Annotated in this window: 18 protein-coding genes; 8 read left to right on the top strand and 10 right to left on the bottom strand. The window is 72.6% G+C overall.

Features of this window, described 5'->3' with window-relative positions; translation table 11 throughout:
- Positions 1-330 precede the first annotated feature (330 nt).
- Both moaC and DA075_RS11455 read left to right on the top strand, forming a co-directional pair.
- Positions 331-864, top strand: coding sequence for a cyclic pyranopterin monophosphate synthase MoaC (moaC, locus tag DA075_RS11460; RefSeq protein WP_099953333.1), 534 nt, complete (start codon positions 331-333; stop codon positions 862-864).
- A complete protein-coding gene (locus DA075_RS11455) occupies positions 861-2,096 on the top strand; it encodes a molybdopterin molybdotransferase MoeA (RefSeq protein WP_099953332.1) in 1,236 nt (411 codons plus the stop codon). Before moaC ends, DA075_RS11455 begins: the two co-directional genes overlap by 4 nt.
- Before the next feature lie 50 nt (positions 2,097-2,146).
- Here the strand turns inward: DA075_RS11455 and DA075_RS11450 are convergent, their stop codons facing one another.
- Positions 2,147-2,434 carry a hypothetical protein gene (locus DA075_RS11450; RefSeq protein ID WP_099953331.1) on the bottom strand — a complete coding sequence of 96 codons (288 nt, stop codon included), beginning with the start codon at positions 2,432-2,434 and terminating at the stop codon, positions 2,147-2,149.
- Between the two features lie 465 nt (positions 2,435-2,899).
- Here DA075_RS11450 and DA075_RS11445 point away from each other — a divergent pair, with 465 nt between their 5' ends.
- The 3 genes from DA075_RS11445 to DA075_RS11435 all read left to right on the top strand — a co-directional run bounded on the left by DA075_RS11445 (position 2,900) and on the right by DA075_RS11435 (position 4,155).
- Entirely contained in the window at positions 2,900-3,211 is a 312-nt protein-coding gene (locus tag DA075_RS11445; RefSeq protein ID WP_099953330.1) for a NepR family anti-sigma factor, read from the top strand.
- 20 nt (positions 3,212-3,231) lie between these two features.
- Entirely contained in the window at positions 3,232-3,777 is a 546-nt protein-coding gene (locus DA075_RS11440; RefSeq protein WP_099953329.1) for a sigma-70 family RNA polymerase sigma factor, read from the top strand.
- A 141-nt stretch (positions 3,778-3,918) separates the two neighbouring features.
- Positions 3,919-4,155: a hypothetical protein gene (locus tag DA075_RS11435; RefSeq protein ID WP_099953328.1), complete on the top strand. Its 237-nt coding sequence runs from the start codon at positions 3,919-3,921 to the stop codon at positions 4,153-4,155.
- 29 nt (positions 4,156-4,184) lie between these two features.
- Here DA075_RS11435 and DA075_RS11430 read toward each other — a convergent pair whose 3' ends face one another.
- The 9 genes from DA075_RS11430 to DA075_RS11390 all read right to left on the bottom strand — a co-directional run bounded on the left by DA075_RS11430 (position 4,185) and on the right by DA075_RS11390 (position 13,387).
- Positions 4,185-7,244, bottom strand: coding sequence for a glycosyltransferase (locus DA075_RS11430; protein ID WP_123834262.1), 3,060 nt, complete (start codon positions 7,242-7,244; stop codon positions 4,185-4,187).
- Between the two features lie 125 nt (positions 7,245-7,369).
- Positions 7,370-8,332 (bottom strand): alpha/beta fold hydrolase, encoded by a 963-nt coding sequence (locus DA075_RS11425; RefSeq protein ID WP_099953326.1) that lies wholly within the window; start codon positions 8,330-8,332, stop codon positions 7,370-7,372.
- Positions 8,333-8,521: 189 nt separating this feature from the next.
- Positions 8,522-8,950 (bottom strand): BA14K family protein, encoded by a 429-nt coding sequence (locus tag DA075_RS11420; RefSeq protein ID WP_099953325.1) that lies wholly within the window; start codon positions 8,948-8,950, stop codon positions 8,522-8,524.
- 342 nt (positions 8,951-9,292) lie between these two features.
- Positions 9,293-9,787 carry a CsbD family protein gene (locus DA075_RS11415; RefSeq protein ID WP_099953324.1) on the bottom strand — a complete coding sequence of 165 codons (495 nt, stop codon included), beginning with the start codon at positions 9,785-9,787 and terminating at the stop codon, positions 9,293-9,295.
- 79 nt (positions 9,788-9,866) lie between these two features.
- On the bottom strand, positions 9,867-10,070 hold the full coding sequence (locus DA075_RS11410; RefSeq protein WP_099953323.1) for a CsbD family protein: 204 nt from the start codon (positions 10,068-10,070) through the stop codon (positions 9,867-9,869).
- Between the two features lie 84 nt (positions 10,071-10,154).
- Positions 10,155-11,108, bottom strand: coding sequence for a PhnA-like protein (locus DA075_RS11405; protein ID WP_414468048.1), 954 nt, complete (start codon positions 11,106-11,108; stop codon positions 10,155-10,157).
- 70 nt (positions 11,109-11,178) lie between these two features.
- Positions 11,179-11,580, bottom strand: coding sequence for a CsbD family protein (locus DA075_RS11400; protein WP_099953321.1), 402 nt, complete (start codon positions 11,578-11,580; stop codon positions 11,179-11,181).
- A 69-nt stretch (positions 11,581-11,649) separates the two neighbouring features.
- Entirely contained in the window at positions 11,650-11,829 is a 180-nt protein-coding gene (locus DA075_RS11395) for a CsbD family protein (RefSeq protein ID WP_099953320.1), read from the bottom strand.
- A gap of 97 nt (positions 11,830-11,926) precedes the next feature.
- Positions 11,927-13,387 (bottom strand): helix-turn-helix transcriptional regulator, encoded by a 1,461-nt coding sequence (locus DA075_RS11390; RefSeq protein WP_099953319.1) that lies wholly within the window; start codon positions 13,385-13,387, stop codon positions 11,927-11,929.
- Positions 13,388-13,627: 240 nt separating this feature from the next.
- Between DA075_RS11390 and DA075_RS38120 the strand changes: the two genes are divergently transcribed.
- From DA075_RS38120 to DA075_RS11375, 3 genes are all read left to right on the top strand, one after another.
- A complete protein-coding gene (locus DA075_RS38120; RefSeq protein WP_099953318.1) occupies positions 13,628-14,392 on the top strand; it encodes a sigma-70 family RNA polymerase sigma factor in 765 nt (254 codons plus the stop codon).
- A 218-nt stretch (positions 14,393-14,610) separates the two neighbouring features.
- On the top strand, positions 14,611-15,000 hold the full coding sequence (locus DA075_RS11380; RefSeq protein ID WP_232385688.1) for a hypothetical protein: 390 nt from the start codon (positions 14,611-14,613) through the stop codon (positions 14,998-15,000).
- Between the two features lie 174 nt (positions 15,001-15,174).
- Positions 15,175-15,396: a hypothetical protein gene (locus DA075_RS11375; protein ID WP_099953317.1), complete on the top strand. Its 222-nt coding sequence runs from the start codon at positions 15,175-15,177 to the stop codon at positions 15,394-15,396.
- The last annotated feature ends 777 nt before the right edge of the window (positions 15,397-16,173 follow it).

Here is a 16,173-nt window from a genome sequence, read left to right as displayed (position 1 = left end):
TCGGTAACGACATCCTGATCGGCGGGTCCGGGGCGGACCAGTACAGTTTCGGGGCGAATTCGGGCTACGCCATCATTAACGGCTTCAACGCCGCGGAAGGCGACCGTGTTGCCCTGTACGGGCAGAGCTACGTGCTGGGTCAGGACCAGTACGGCAACGCGCTGCTGTCCCTGTCGGGCGGCGGCTCGGTGGCCTTGTCGAACATCGTCCCGGGGCAGGTGAACGCCAGCTTCTTGGCGGAGCACCCGGAAGGCACGGTCCGGTGCGCCGGACGTGGCGGGGCCGGCGGCCGGCGTGCTAAGCGCGGGGACGTTCTCCCGGAGCCAGGCCATGCCGACCCTGACCCATCTCGACGCCGCCGGCGCCGCCAACATGGTCGACGTCACCGACAAGGCCGCGACCGACCGCGCCGCCCGCGCCGAGGGCCTGGTGGTGATGAATCCCGAGACCCTGCGGCTGATCCGCGAGGGCGACGCCAAGAAGGGCGACGTGCTCGGTACGGCGCGGCTCGCCGGCATCATGGCGGCCAAGCGCACCCACGAGCTGATCCCGCTCTGCCACCCGCTGCTGCTGACCAAGGTCCGGGTGGAATGCGAGCCCGACGAGAGCCTGCCGGGCATCCGCGTCACCGCGGAGGTCCGGGTGCAGGGCCCGACCGGCGTCGAGATGGAGGCGCTGACCGCCGTCTCGGTGGCGTGCCTGACGGTCTACGACATGGTCAAGGCCGCCGACCGGGGCATGCGGGTCGAGGGCGTCAGGCTCCTGCACAAGAGCGGGGGCCGCTCGGGCATCTGGGAGGCCTCACCCGGCCCGGAGGCCTCGTCTGGCCCGGAGGCTTCCCGCGGCCGGGAGGTGCAGGCGTGAGCCCGCTCCTTCCCGTCGCCGAGGCGCTGGCGCGCATTCTCGCCGATGTCCGTCCGGTCGAGGCCGAATCCGTCGCGATCACGGCCGCGGCCGGCCGCACCCTGGCCGAGGACGTGCGGGCGCTGCGCACCCAGCCACCCTTCTCGACATCGGCCATGGACGGCTACGCCGTGCGCGCCGCCGACGTCGCCGGGGCCTCGCCGGAGGCGCCGGTGCGCCTGCGCCTCACCGCCACCAGCGCCGCCGGCCACGGCGCCCGCGGGCCGGTGGGCTCAGGGGAGGCGATCCGCATCTTCACCGGTGCGCCGCTGCCGGAGGGGGCCGACACGGTGGTGATCCAGGAGGATACCGAGACCGAGGGCGACACGGTGCTCGCCCGCGCCGGCAATCCGGCGGGGCGCCACATCCGCGGCAGCGGGCTCGACTTCCGCGAGGGCGACCGGCTGCTCGCTGCCGGCGAGCGCCTCGACGGCTGGCGCGTGGCGCTCGCCGCCGCGGGCGGGCACCCGGCCTTGAGCGTCCGGCGCCGCCCCCGCGTGGCGGTGCTCGCCACCGGCGACGAGCTGGTGCGCCCGGGCGAGCCGGCGGCATGGGACCAGATCGTCGCCTCGAACGGGCTGGCGCTGGCCGCGATGGCGGAGTCCGCCGGGGCCGAGGCGATCGACCTCGGCATCGCCGGCGATACCTTCGCCGACCTGGAAGGAGCGATCGCCCGCGCCCGCGACGCCGAGGCCGACCTCCTCGTCACGTTGGGCGGCGCCTCGGTCGGCGACCACGACCTCGTCCAGTCGGCGCTCACCCGCCAGGGGCTCGATCTCGGCTTCTGGCGCGTGGCGCTCCGGCCCGGCAAGCCGCTGATGCATGGCCGCCTCGGATCGATGGCTGTGCTGGGGCTGCCCGGCAACCCGGTCTCGTCGGTGGTGTGCGGGCTGCTCTTCGTCCACCCGCTGATCCGGGCGCTCTTGGGCGACCCCGAGGCCGGGGCCGACCGCAGCGAGCCGGCGCTCCTCGGACGCGACCTGCCGGCCAATGACGGGCGCCAGGACTACATGCGGGCCGCCCTCGACACCGCGCCGGACCGGCTGCCGGTGGTCCACCCGGCCGAGCGACAGGATTCCTCGATGCTCTCGGTGCTCGCCCGCTCCGAGGCGCTGCTGATCCGGGCGCCGCACGCGCCCGCCGCCCGGGCCGGCGATCCCTGCCGCATCCTGCGGCTCGACCGGGGGTTGTAGGGGCGGGGGACCTCGCGTCCCCCGTCGCGCTGGCGGCCCGTCGGAGCCTCCTATTGCTCGTCGGCGCTCCTGGCCCCGCCGGTCTTGCGGTCATAGGCGGTGATCGCCGCCCGGCACTGGGCCGAGAGCCGGGCGCGGTTGCGCGCGAAGCAGCGCTCCACCTCCGGGCTGTCCGGATCGGCCCCGGCGCAGAGCTTGAAGTAGTCGCCGGCACAATTCATCTGCAGGCCCTGATCGTCCCGTTGGGCGAGGGCCGGGGTCACCCCCAGGGGAGTCAGGACCAAGAGCGTCAGGAAGGCCGCGGTGGCGGCGGGCGCACGAAGCGACGTCGGGTTCAAGGTGTCATCCCCGCTGAGAATCCGGACCCCCTAGGGTAGGTGCCCCGGGCCGCCGGACAAGCGCGACCAGGTCACACTTGCGCGGGGATGCGCGTCGCGGCCTGCGGCAACCTGTTCGCGCCTGTCCCCGACCGGAGAGAGGTCCGGGAGGCGGGTCGGCCGCGGACGGCCTTCCGCTAAGGCTCGTGCATGCGCCGGGGCAGCCCCTCCGGTTGCAGATCCCGGCCGTATCGCCGCCATCATCCGAGGCCGAATATTTTGTGATCTTACAGACAAGCTAGCGGTTTACCGCCACGCTTGGATTAAGGTTTGCTGAATATCGTTTTCAGATCGCATTAAAATCCACGGCTTTATTGCGGCGCCGAACGAAGCATGAGGCGGCTCTCGATCGGCGCGCCGCGGTTCTCGGCAGGCATCCCGCCTCGCTTGGCACCCGGCCCCGGCAGCCGCGAGGCTTGAGCGGCGATGCGCGACGACGAGACCGATACCGATGCTCCAGCCGGACCGGAGCTGCGATCCCGGGGACGGCCGGGTCAGGGACCAGGACAGGCGCACGGGAAGGGTGAGCTCGACGCCCTCACGCGGCGCCGGCTCGGCCGGGCTTTGCGCGCCCATTACGCCGACCTGCTCAGCGCCCCGGTGCCGGACCGGTTCGCGGCGCTCATTGCCGGGCTCGATGCCGACACTTTGGCCGGCATCCCGGCCGGCACCCCGCCGGCGGCCGTTTCGCCGGCCGAGCCTCCCGCCGACGATCCCGGGCAGGAGGACGCGCGATGAGCTCCGCCACAGCATCCACGATGACGCCCGTCGATCCCGAGATGCGGACGCTGCTGCTCGCGGCGATCCCGGCCTTGCGCGCCTTCGCCTTCTCCTTGACCCGCGACCTCGACCGCAGCGACGACCTCGTGCAGGAGACCCTGGTGCGGGCCTGGACCAAGGCCGACAGCTTCACCCCCGGCACCAACCTCTATGCCTGGCTGTTCACCATCCTGCGCAACCTGTTCTACTCCGAGCAGCGCAAGCGCCGGCGCGAGGTCGAGGATGCCGACGGGGTGATGGCGGGGCGCCTGACGGCCCTGCCGGACCAGGAGGCGCGGGTCGAGCTCTCGGCCTTCCAGGCGGCTCTGAGCACCCTGCCGGCGAACCAGCGCGAGGCGCTGGTGCTGGTGGGCGCCCAGAACTTCACCTACGAGGAGGCGGCCGAGATCTGCGGCGTCGCCGTCGGCACGATCAAGAGCCGGGTCAGCCGGGCGCGCGGCCGGTTGATCGCGCTGCTCGGCATGACGGGCCCCGACGACATCGGCAGCGACGGCACGACCCTGGCGGCCATGAGCCATTCGTGACCTTCGCGGCCCGCGCCTGACGGCGCGGGTCGCCGCACCCCTGGAACGGTTTCCCGGTCAGAGCGGTTTCGATGACCCGACGGCAGACCTGCCGTGTGATCCGCCCCTGCCTGCGGTGCTGCTCGATTCGTGGAGTTGCCGATGCCTCGCCCCTACGAAGCCGTCGCGGACGCGGTCCGCATCGCCCGCGCCATCGTGATGCAGGAGGGCTCGGCGGTCGCCGCGGCCGCCCGGGCCGGAAACGATGCCGCCCTCGACGCGGCGAGCTGCGACCTCGTCAGCCGGATCGCCCAGGCGATCCTCGACGCGGAGCATGACGCCATGGCCCGCGCCCTCGTGGCCGCGGATTCCCATCCGATGAGGCGGCTGAGCGCCTGAAGCAGGGCTTCCGGCGCTCATGATGAGCCTCAGGCGCCCTCCCGCGCGGCCGCCTCGATCGCCGCTTCGTAGCCCGCGAGGCTCGGCGCCGCCGCGGGCAGGCGCGGGATCGCGACCTCGGCCAGCTGGCCGCGGGCGGCCACCAGCGCGTCGAGCAGGAGCGCGGTGTCGCGGCTGAACGGGAGCAGGAGCCCGCCGCCCTCGGCCCGGATCCGCTCCGCCGGGGCGCCGATGTCGAAGGTGACGACCGGGTAGCCTGCCGCCCACACCTCCGACAAAACGTAGGAATAGGTCTCGGGCCAGACGCTCGACAGGAACACGTAGTCCGGATCGGCCTCGGCCAGGAGGCGCGGCAGGTCCTTCGGGTCGTAGGCGCCCGTCACCGTGAGGTTGGGGACGGCCTCCACCCGGCTCCGGTCGGAGACGCTGCCGATCACCGTGAAGGCGATCGGCCGCCGCTCCCGCGCCGCGCGCTCGGCGAGCGCCACCACCAGCTCGAACCCCTTATGCGGGCCAATGCCGCCGACGAGGGCGACCCGCACCGCGCCGGAGCGCGCCCGATGCGGCTGCGCGGGAACCGGAGAGGCCGCCTCGGGATGCGGCACCACCGCGATGCCGGTCAGGCCGAGGCGGCGTGCATAGCGCTCGGCGGTGTCGCGGGAGGGCGCCACCAGGCGCCTCGCCCCGCGCAGGATGCGCTCGTTCGTCGCCAGCCAGCCGTCGAGGCCGCCCCCCATCAGGGCGTTCTGGTCGGCGTAGTCGTAGGCAACGCCCCGCACCGTGCAGTGGCGGCAGATCTCGGCCGGCGGCTCCTCGCAGTAGAAGTTGCGCCCGTCGACGAGATGTACCTTCGGGCAGTACCACTGGAAGTCGTGCAGCGTGACCGCGTAGGGCCAGCGGCCCGAGAACAGCCGGTCGAGGACGCCCGACTCGTAGCCGAACCGGGCGTTGAGGTGGAGGTCGACGGCGACGCCCGCCTGCTCCAGCGCCTCGATCAGGGTGAACAGGTCGTCCGGCCGTAACGTGACCTCCGCGCGGGCGGCGTCGAGGGCGAGGGCGAGGCGCTTGCCGGCCGGCGCCAGGTATCCGATCTCGTGGTCCTCCGCCCGGGCGAGGCCGCGGATCTGGTCGACGTAGCGCGTCGCGCCGCCGCCGAACCCGTGGCCGACATGCAGGGTCAGACGCCGGATGCTGCCGGCGAGCAGGGTCCCGAGCACGCTGAGCCGGAGGGGCCGGAGCGGGTCGGCGGCGAGGAAGGCGTCGACCTCGTCCTGGTACTCCGGATAAAGGGCGACGAGGCGGGCGTGGTTCTGCTCCAAGATCGCCAGCCGCTCGGCCCGACCGAACGACACCGAGCCCTCGTGCTCGACATAGGTGTCGGTGGCGGCGACGTGGATCCAGCCGAGGTCGCGGGCCGTGAGGCACCAATCGACCTCCTCGCAATAGCCCCGGCCCCATTCGGGCGAGAAGCCCCCGACCTCGTCGAGGGCCTGCCGGTTCATGTAGAGGCAGAAGCCGATCCCTGTCGGGATCGTCACCGGCGGCGCTCCGGCCGCCTCCAGCGCGGCGTCGATCGCCGCCGGCCCGAGGCCGAGGAGGGGCCCTTGCGCCTCCGGCATGTCCGGGAAGCCCAGGATCGTGGCGTTGTTCGAGAGCGGGGTGGCGCTGGCGATGCCGGGGCCGCGATGGCAGGCCAAGCCGAGCTTCTCCAGCGCCCGTGGCGCCAGCACCGTGTCGGCATTGACGAGGATGCAATCCTCACCCGGTTCCAGCAGGGCGAGGCCGCCATTCACGGTGCCGATGAAGCCGAGATTCTCCCGGTTGCGCAGGACCGTCAGGCCCGGATGCTGCGCGGCCGCGAGGTCGTCGAGATAGCGGGTGACATCCTGGTCGGGCGAGGCGTCGTCGATCACCAGCGCCCGCATCCGCCCGGGGACGAGCTGCGGCAGCAGCGAGGCGAGGCAGGCCTCGAGGTCGGCGAGCCCCTTGTAGACCGGTACGATCGCGCAGGCCGGGGGCGGCGTGCGGCCGCTCTCCGGCAGGATCTCGGGGGCGGCCGGCTCGGCGAGGACGAGGCGCGCCCCGCCGCCGGGCCGCACCGCCGCCACGAGGCGGTCGCGTAAGCGCCGGCGCTCCGTGAGGGTCGTCGACGGCGCGTTGGGCAGGAGCAGCGCCCGCGCCTCGGCCCGGGCAAGCTCGATCGTGCCGCGCAGGTGACCGATCACCTCGCCCGCGCCGACAGGACCGACCGCGAGGTCGGTGCCCGGCTTGAGCGCGCCGGGCGGGAAGGCGAAGGCGGCCGAGTGCCGCCCGAACCGCTCCAGGAGGTCGGGCCGCGGATGGGTCTCGACCTGCGCCACGTCCTCGCCGAAGCGCACCGCCCGCACGAGGCCCGGCCGGTCCGGCCCGGCGTCGTCGAACACCCAGCCGGTCACGCGGCTCGGTGCCTCGACATGGAGGCTCGCGCGCAGCCGCGGCGCGTAGGACCCCAGGCTCACCTCAGTGTCGCCGGCCCGCACGGCGATCGTGTGGGGCTGACCGTCGAGGGCCCACGGAGGCAGGGTGAACGAAAAGCCGTTCCAGCCGCCCTCGCGGCCGCCGAAGCGCAGCTCGGGCCGGTAGATGTCGGGGCGGACCGGCTCGCCCTCCAGCCCGTCGATCACGAGGCGGACGGCCGGGAGCGGCTCGACGGAGAGCGACGAGACCCAGCCGTCGAGCACGCCGCCGACGATGCCGTCGAGGTGGAGCGTGTGGCGCCCCGGCCCGACCGCGATCCGCTGCTGGTCGGCCCGGCCCGGCTCGGTCACCGTCAGCCGCAGGCTCCCCGGTGCGGCGAGCAGGGCCGGGTCGAGGGCGGCGTGCAGGTAGGTGGTGCCGTTCTCGGTGAGGCGGCGCTCGATCGGCAGGTCGTGCTCGCGCTCGCCGTCCCGCGCCAGGGTGAGCCCGACGCGATCGGCCTCCGCCTCCGGGTTGAGGGCGACGAGGACGCCGCAATTGTAGAGCCGGCCCCAGGCGACGGGGCCCGGGGGCGGCACGAACCACTGGCGTCCCGTTTCGGCGAGGCGCCGCGCGCGTTTCAGGATTGTCACGTCGCAAGAGTCCGCACACAGGAGGAGCATCCGGCCTGTAAGGCCGGCGGGGATTGGTCCCCCTCCTAGCCGAGACCGGAGCCGACCGCGACTTGCCGCCGCGTCACAGGCCGGTCAAGCCCTCCTCAGCCGCCGGTGACGGCGGCGAGCACCCGGTCGGGAGCGATCTGGTGCAGCATGTGGCCGGCGCCCTCCACCGCGACGAGGCGGCTGCCGGGGATCAGCTGATGGAGCGCCACCGCCTGGCCGGCATGGGAGAGCAGGCGGTCGCCGGTGCCGGACAGGATCGTCACCGGCATGCGCAGATCGGTGTAATGCGGCCGGAGCGCGAAGGCGTCCGGCACCATCAGCACCGATTCGGCCGCGGCGCTGCGCAGCTGCGACGGCCGCAGCACCATCTCGACCGGGAAGTCGCGGGAAAAGCGCGCCGGCACGGGGCTCGGCCCGAACAGGCGGCTCACGATGCGCGGCCAGAGCAGGCGGCTCGCCACCGGGGCGATGGTGTGGCTGATGAGGTCGCCGAGGCCCGGCAGGCCCTGCGGGGCGAAGAGCAGACTGTCGATCCGGGGCGAAGGGAAATAGTAGCCGGATTCAAGCATCAGGGCCCGCACCCGGCCCGGATCCTGGAGCGCGAGGGCGATCGCCACCTGGGCTCCCCAGGAATGGCCGAGCACCGTCGCCTCGTCCACGCCGAGGCTGTGCAGGGCGCCGCGGATCAGCCCGGCCTGCATCATCGGGGTCCAGATCCGGCTGCGCGGCCGCTCGCTGTAGCCGAAGCCGGGCCGGTCGATCGCGATCACCCGGCGCGTCTCGGCCGCCGCCTCGAAAAGGCCGCTGACGAGCCAGTCCTGGATCAGGCTGCCATTGCCGTGCAGCAGGACGAGGGCCGGCCCGCGCCCGCGCTCCAGCACGTGCAGCCGTGTTCCGCCGACCTCGACGAAGCGCCCGACCGGCGGCGTCGCCCGCTCCGCCGCGCGGGCACGGCGCCCGTTCTCGACTGCGCAGGCTCCCAGCAGGGCGGCCCCTGCCAGGCCGAGGCCGGCGGCGGAAGAAAGAGGGCGGGTCGGGGTGAAGGCGCGTGCTGTCATCCCGTCTCAACCGCCGGACGGGGATTCGGGTTCGACAGGAACTCGGGCTCGGCGGGGACTGGGGCTCAGCGGGGACTCGGATCCGGTGGGGGATGGGTTCGGACAAACCTGGCTCCGATCCACCCGGCCATGCAGGCGAGCCACCGTCCCATGGGAACGGCGGCTCGCCCTCGCGTCACCGGATGGGCGTCACGGGCACGGCCGGCGGGTGCCGTCGTTGCTCAGGTAGGTGCCGCTCGCCGGGTCGTAGGAGCGGAAGCGGCGGGCGCAGGCGGCCACCGTCTCCGGATCGGGACCACCCTGGACCACCACCGGGGCCGCCTGGGACTGCGAGTTGGCGATGGCGCCGCCGATGATCGCACCGGCCGCAAGGCCCGCGACGCCGGCTCCGACCGCCGCTCCGACGCCGGGGCCGCGGCGGTAGCCGTAGCCGCGACGGACGCCGTAGCCGCGACGATAGCCGTAAGGCCGGCCGAAGCGGCGGTATTGCGAAAACTCCGTCGGCAGGTCGCCGCGGAGAAGGGCCGCGCCGGCCGTGGTCCCGGCCGGCGCGGCCGAGGCGGGGCTGCCGGCGACCATGGCCGCGACGGTCGCGGCGATGACGAGGGAAAGCTTCATGACCCTGTCGTGTCCTCTGGGTGTTCGCCAGCGCGTCCCGTCGATCGGCTGAGGCCCGATCAGTACGTCCGGCCGTGCCGGGGGGCGGTGCTGCGGCGGTTGAAACGCGCGATCAGCTTCGGCAGGACGAACAGCATGAAGATCTTGCGCAGCATCGCGGTATTTCCTTCTGGCAGAGAGATTGATGATCTATCCGAACGTTTTCCGGCGGGAAAAGATCCGGAAATAAATCAGTCCTGTGCTGATCGGATCGCGACGGTTGATCTCATCGCCGCGTGTTCGCCGAAACGGTCACCGCTTCGGCGAACGGGGTTCCGGTCCGGGCGCGGCCGGCGCCGGCTTTCAGCGCTTGCGGCGGATGAGCCAGCCCGCCGCGAAGGCGAGGGCGGCGATGCCCAGAACGGTGTTGGTGCGGTGCCCATCGGCATAGGCCAGGGCCTGCCGGCGATAGGCCTCGCCGCGGCGGCGCGCCTCGCGGGCGACATGGCGCCCGTCCTTGATCGCCCTGTCGGCCCGCTCGCGGGCCGTATTACGCAATTCCTCGGCCCGCTCGCGGGCCGTATGACCCCAATCCTCGGCGCGCTCGCGGGCCGTGTGGGCGACATCCTCGGCGCGCTCGCGGGCCGTGTGGGCGACATCCTCGGCCCGCTCGCGGGCGGTGTCGGCGAAGTCCTCGGCGCGCTCGCGGGCACGGCCATAGGCGTATTGCGCCCCGCCGGCCACTTGGTTGGCGGCGCCGCGGACCTGCTGGGCCGGATCGCCCCGAAGGCCGCCGAGGGCGGTCTGGACGCGGCCCTTCAGGTGACGGGACGCGCCACGCAGCTCATCGCGGTTCATGCTGTCCTCCTGAGTTTCGGGTAAGCCGGCGGCGGGACGGTCCCGCCGCCGTCGAGGGGAACGGTAGAAAAAGCGGGACTTACTTGCGGCCGAGCAGGTTGTCGGCGGCGTTCTTCACGCCGTCCTTGACTTCGCCGACCGTGCGCTGGGCCTCGCCCTTGAGCTCCTGGGCCTTGCCCTCGGCGACGAGCTGGTCGTTGCCGGTGACCTTGCCGACGCCCTGCTTGAGGTTGCCGGCGGCCTCGTTGGCCAGGCCCTTGAGCTTGTCGGTGGTGCTGCTCATCGGAATGTCTCCTTGGGTTGCGACGGGTTGGGTTGCGAAGGGGGAGGGTCCGGCTCCCGCCGCGCGGCGGGAGCCGGACCGGTCTCAGACGCGGCGGGTGGTGTCGTAGGCGCCGACCAGCTTCGGGGCGCCGAGACGGCCGCCGAAGAAGGCGGCGGCGGCGCCGAGCAGCAGCGCGATGGCGGCGTAGAAGGCGCCCTGCGTCGCGGCCGACTTGGCGGCCACGGTCGCGGCCTCGGCCTTCTGCTTGGCGGTGGCGACCGCCTGCTCGTACTGCTTCTGATAGTCGTCGATCTGCGTCTTGGCCTGGTCGGGCGAGATGCCCTGGGCCTTGGCCAGCGCGTCGGCGGCGCGGGTCTTGGCCTGCTCCTTCTGGGCCGCGTCACCGGTCAGCACGGCGCGCACGGCGGCCACGGCGGCGTCGCGGGCGGCCTGCGGGTCCTGCCCGGCGGCCTGCTGGCGAACCTTGTCCTCGATGCCCTCGAGCGGGTTCTGGATCTTCGACAGAGACGGGGCCGCGGCCTGGGCGGCCGTCTGCACCGTGCCGCCGACGAGGTTGCCGGCGCCGCCGAGCGCGCTCGACACCGTGCTCAGCGTGCCGCCGACGAGGCCGCTCGCCGCCGAGGTGATGAGGTAGATTACCACCAGGGTCGTCACCGCCCAGGAGACCAGCCCGTGCAGGGCGGCCGCGCCGGGCAGCGGCTTGCCGGAGAGCCGGCCCGCGATGGCGCCGCCGGCGAGCGAGGCGACGATGCCCGAGATCACGAACCACAGGCCCGCGCCCATCGAGACGGTCGAGGCGGCGGGGTTGTCGCCGGCGTTCACGCCGACCGAGGACAGGCCGACGCCGACGCCGACGAGGTTGAGGATCACCTGCGTCACCAGGGCGGTGACGGCCCCGGCGAAGATGGCGCCCCAGGAGACCTGGTTGAGCAGGACCGCGCGGGTATCGGCCTGCGCCGCGGTCGCGAGAGGGGAAACGGGGGTCTGGATGGTCACGTCGTCACTCCGGGTCGTTCGGGCCGAGTCCTTCGGCATCTTTGGGGGGAGCCCCGGGGGCAGTCTTGCCGCGTCGGGGTCCCGGTCGCGATGCGGTCGGGGGTTGAGGTCAGTCGCGGTTGGCGTTGACGAGGAGGCCGAGGCCGAAGCCGACGAGGCCCGCGATCACCAGCGAGGCGAGCGGATACTCGGCGACCTGGTGGCTGACCTGCCGGGCGCCTTGGCGCAGGGAGCGGCTGCCGCGCTCGTAGGCGTCCTCGGCGTAATCCTGCGCCTCGTCGGCGAAGTCCTGAGCCCGGTCGACGGCACGGCCGGCATAGTCCTGGGCCCGGTCGGCGGTGTGGCGGACGGTGTCCTTGGCCTGGCCGTAGGCGTTCTCCGCCGCGCCCTGGGCCTCGCGGTAGCGGCCTTCCGCCGAGTCGCGGTGCGAGCCGGTCAGGTCGCCGACGGCGCCCTGGATCTTGCCGCCGAGTTCCTTGGCAGCGCCGGCGATGCGATCGGTATCAACCATGGGATTCTCCTCATGTGTCGGTTGGGGAACGGGCGGCGCCCCGCGCGGGGCGCCGGATGACGTGCGTCGTCAGTCCTTGCGGGGTCCGGCCCCCTGCGGGCGCGCGCTGGCGCCCTGCGGGGATCCGGCCCCGTCCTTCTGACGCCGGCCCTCGGCCTCGACCCGGACGTCGCCGGTGAGCTTGCCGATGGCCTCCTTCACCGAGCCCTTGACCTGCTCGGTGGAAGTTGTTGGCGCGCGTTCGGTCATGAGCACCTCGTCGGAGACTTAAGAAAACTCAGACCGACCTGGAGATGTGGATGCCTCGCGCGTCTTCAATAGTAGGAAAATACCAGTATGCTGAAACTCAACTACCAGATGCCTGAAGCGGAAAGCCGTGCTCGCGGCCCCACAGGATCACCTCCGTGCGGCGGTGCACGCCGAGCTTGCGGTAGAGCGCGGCACCGTGGTTGCGCACGGTATTGCGCGACAGGCCGAGCTTGCGGGCGATGCCGTCGTCGTCGAGCCCGGAGCAGATCAGGTTCAGGATCTGCCGCTCGCGGAGCGTCAGGTCGGGCACCGCGCCGCCCGGCGCCTCGCGGCCCGGCCGGCGCAGGTTGGCGAGCTTCTCGATCAGCCCGCGGCTGAACCAGGAGGTGTCCGCCATCACCGTCTCGATCGCGTCGAACAGCTCGCGCTCGGTGTGCTTGCGCTCGGTGATGTCCTGCAGGACCATCAGCACGAACTCGGCATCACCGATGGTCACGCGCTCGGCCGAGACCAGGCAGTCGAGGTCGGCGCCGTTCTCGTGGCGCAGGCAGACCTCGAGCCCCAGCGCGTAGCCGGTGCGCGCCAGCCTCTCCTCGAAGCGCCGGCGCTGCTCGTCCGAGACCCACAGGCCGAACTCCGTCGGCGTGCGGCCGACCACCCGGTCCTCGCCGAAGCCGAAGACCCGGCCGAAGGCCTCGTTGATGCTGGTGACCTGACAATCCTCTGCGCGGGCAAGGAGCGTCGGGACAGGCGTCAGGCGGAACGCCTTGGCGAAGCGCTCCTCGCTCTGGCGGAGCGCCGTCTCGGCCTTCCGGCGCAGCTCCAGGTCGGCGAAGGTGAACAGCATGCAGGGCTCGTCGCCCATCTCCATCGGCTGGCCGGCCACGATGACGAAGCGGCCGGCGCCGTCGGGCAGCTCCAGGCGCGCCTCCATCTGGGGGATCGTGCCGCCCTCGTTGAGCCGCGCCACCGCAAGCTCGCGGTTGCGGGCATTGGCCAGCACGTCGACCTCGTAGACGCTGCGGCCGATCACGGCGTCGCGGGTGTAGCCGGTCATCTCCAGGAAGCCGGCATTGACCTTGACGTGACGCAGGTCGGAGAGCCGCGTGATGACGGCGGGCGCCGGGTTGGCGTTGAAGGTGCGCTCGAAGCGCTCCTCGGCCTCGAACTGGTCCGACACGTCCTTGAGGATCAGCGCCAGGCAGCTCGGCTTGCCCTCCCGGTCGGTGGCGACGAGGCTGCGCAGGGAATGGACGAAGCCGACCTCCGGATTGTCGGTGCGCGTCACCTCGACCACGACGTCGTGGAAGTGCTCGCCGGCGACGACGCGCTCGATCGGGTAGCTCTCCGGGGCGCGGTTGTTGCGGTAGCGCAGGGCGAAGCGGGCCCGGTAGGCGTCGACCGTCGGGCCGATCTCGTCCAGGCTCTCGGCGCCGTGCATCGCGAGGGCGGCCTCGTTGGCGTAGGCGATGGTCTGGTCGGGCTCGACCAGGATCACCCCCTCGCTGAGGCCGGCGATGATCTGCCGTAGTTCATGCCTGTCGACGCCTGCGGTCACGGTCGGGGCGATCCCTTCGTCCTGTGTCGCTGCCTCTCGGGCAGCGGAGCACAAACGGATCGCGCGCTAACGGGTTCCCGCCGGAGAACGAGATTCACCGGTAGATTCGTATCATTGACGTAATTGGCAGCGACCAGAAATAAGTCGGACCACGGCCGGCGCAGCAGGCTGCCCCACGGGATGGTCCCGTACCGGCCGACTGGTCTAGTCCGATAGGTGTAGCGTTTACGGGCCCTTTCCGTGAGAACAGACGACGTGCCGCCAGAATCGGTCGCCGCGACGGGGGCCGCCATCACCCTGATCCCCTCGCATCTCGGCGGGCTCCTGCGGGAGTACTATCCCGAGGCCGACGCGCTCGATGCCGGCTCGGCCCTCGGCCAGGTCCTGGCGCGCCTGACCCAGGCCCTCGATGCGGTGGAGGCAGGGGCCGAGCACGAGGTGCCGGCGGCGTTCAGGACCGGGCTCCTCGGCGCGGTGCCGCGCCTGCGCCGCTACGCCCTGTCCCTGACCCATCACGGGGCCGATGCCGACGATCTGGTGCAGCACACCCTGCTCAAGGCCTGGGAGCACCGGCGCCAGTTCGTCCCCGGCTCCAGCCTGTCGGCCTGGCTGTTCGCGATCCTGCGCAACGGCTTCTTCAACGGCCGCCGCAAGCACCGCCTCGAAGTGGCGGATCCCGACGGGGCCCACGCGGCCACCCTGGCGAGCGCCGCCGAGCAGGAGCACCGGGCCACCTTGCGCGACCTTCAGGGCGCCCTCGACCGGCTCGAGCCGGCGCAGCGCGAGGCGCTCTTGCTGATCGCCGTCGAGGGCCTGTCCTACGAGGCCGCCGCCGACCTCATCGGCTGTCCGGCCGGCACCGTGAAGAGCCGCGTCAGCCGGGCCCGCGACCGGCTCGGTCAGGACCTGGACCGGGACCCGCCGAACCGGGACTCGCCGAACCGGGACTCGCCGAACCGGGACTTGCCGAACCGGGCCGTCCTGAACCCGCTCGGCGCCGCCTGAGGGCGTCGAGGCCGGCGCATCCTGTTCGCCCGTGAGGGCGTCCCCCATCGTCCCGGCGCTTTCCCCCGAGGCGTCCGGGACGGTCGCGAGCCGGGCACGGCAGTTTCCCCCGTCCGTGCCCGGCTCCGTCGCCGAATCACCCCCCCGCCGATGTCCCGCGCGCCGGCCCAGTGGAGGGCTGAGCGTCCGGATCGGAGGAGACTCCATCAGAGGAGACCATGATATCGTCCCGCCGCCCGGTCCTCGCGCCGGTCCTGTTCTTCGCCCTCGCCGCGCCGGCCTTCGCCACCGCCGTCCGGGCGGCTCCCGCGGCGAACCGCTTCGACGGCGCCTGGTCGGTCGTCGCCACCGCCGAGAGCGGGAGCTGCGCCGGCCCGTACCGCTACCCGATCGTGATCCGGGACGGCATCGTGGACGATGCCGGCAGCCACGGCGTCGACGCGTCCGGGCGCGCCACGGCCGATGGTCGCCTCACCGGCACGATCCGCAGCGGGCTCGCCAGTGTCGCGGTCACCGGCACCTTGCGCGGCTCCGCCGGGCGCGGGCGCTGGAGCCTCGCCGGGATCAGCCCCTGCACGGGGCGCTGGACCGCCCGGCGCACGGGCTGATGCGCCCGCCTCCGTCGGCGCGCCTCCGTCGCGCGCCGGCCCCCGTGGGAGCAGCGCCGATGCGCCGCATCCTTTCCGCTCCTGGATATAACAGGTTCCCGCTCGACAAAGTCAGCGGCCCACGCCTTGCTGGCGGGCAATGGAACGGGACGCGATCGAGGAGCGACGGGACGGATGCCGGCATACCGATTGCGCGGGGCGATCCGCGCCACGGACGGAGAGATCGGCCCCCCGCTGATCGACGAGATCATCACGGCCGGCGACCGGCAGGAGGCCGTGCGTCTCGCCAACACCCGGGAGACGACCCCCGCCGACGAGCAGGTGAACGCCCTGTGGCTGGTCGATGAGGGCGGGACCCTGGTCTGGTCGCTGCGCCTGGCCGACCGCGAGGTCTAGCGCCGCCTCGACGTCGTTGGGGACCCCTGAGGGCGATCCATGACGGCCTCTGCCACGGTGCGCGGCCGGTCGAGACGGAGGCTGACCCAAAGGCGCCGTTGCCCGACCAGCATGGCTTCCGCATGCTGCGCTCCGGAGCAGACGACGCGAGACGACATTAATCCCACGTCAACCCCGACGCTGCTCCCGCAGCGTTTCTTTCGCCCGAGCGGCACCGTGACCCGTTCGCCCCTCGACGACATGCGGATCCTCGCCAAAGCCGCGATCCCCGTCTGCTGCTGATCATCCTGGCCGGCCTGTGCGGCTTCGACCTGTCGCGGATGAGCCTCGTCGCGCAGGCCTGCCAGGGTGCTCGGCCGCGAGTCGCCACCGGCAGGGTGGCCTCCGAGGTCCAGCTTGATCGGACCCGACACGGGGCGGTGGTGAACCGCATCGTCTCCGACAGCTCGATGACCGTGATCGACGCCTTCGAGACGGAAACCAAGGCGATCGCCGCAGGCCTGCCGGGCCGGCGAGACCGCCGCGGCTTCCGGCGACCGGGCCCGGGTCACCACCGTCGTCGTCGCCTCGATCGCCGGCGCGGTGGCGCTCGTCCTCGCCTGCCTGATCCTGCAGCGTGGCGTCGCCGGGCCGGACTGCGTGGACAGGGCAGCCTTCGCACCCTCCTTCTTCTTTCGCGCCTCCGACGCTCCCGTGCACCCGTGGGAGGAGGCGTCCCGTTGCACAATGACGAAGCGACAGAGCGCTCGTCCTGAGATGCGCACAAGACGATCGCCG

The organism is Methylobacterium currus (assembly GCF_003058325.1).
Taxonomy (GTDB): Bacteria; Pseudomonadota; Alphaproteobacteria; order Rhizobiales; family Beijerinckiaceae; genus Methylobacterium; species Methylobacterium currus.
The sequence above is the reverse complement of the archived record's forward strand: the minus strand, read 5'-3'. Positions and strand labels throughout refer to the sequence as shown.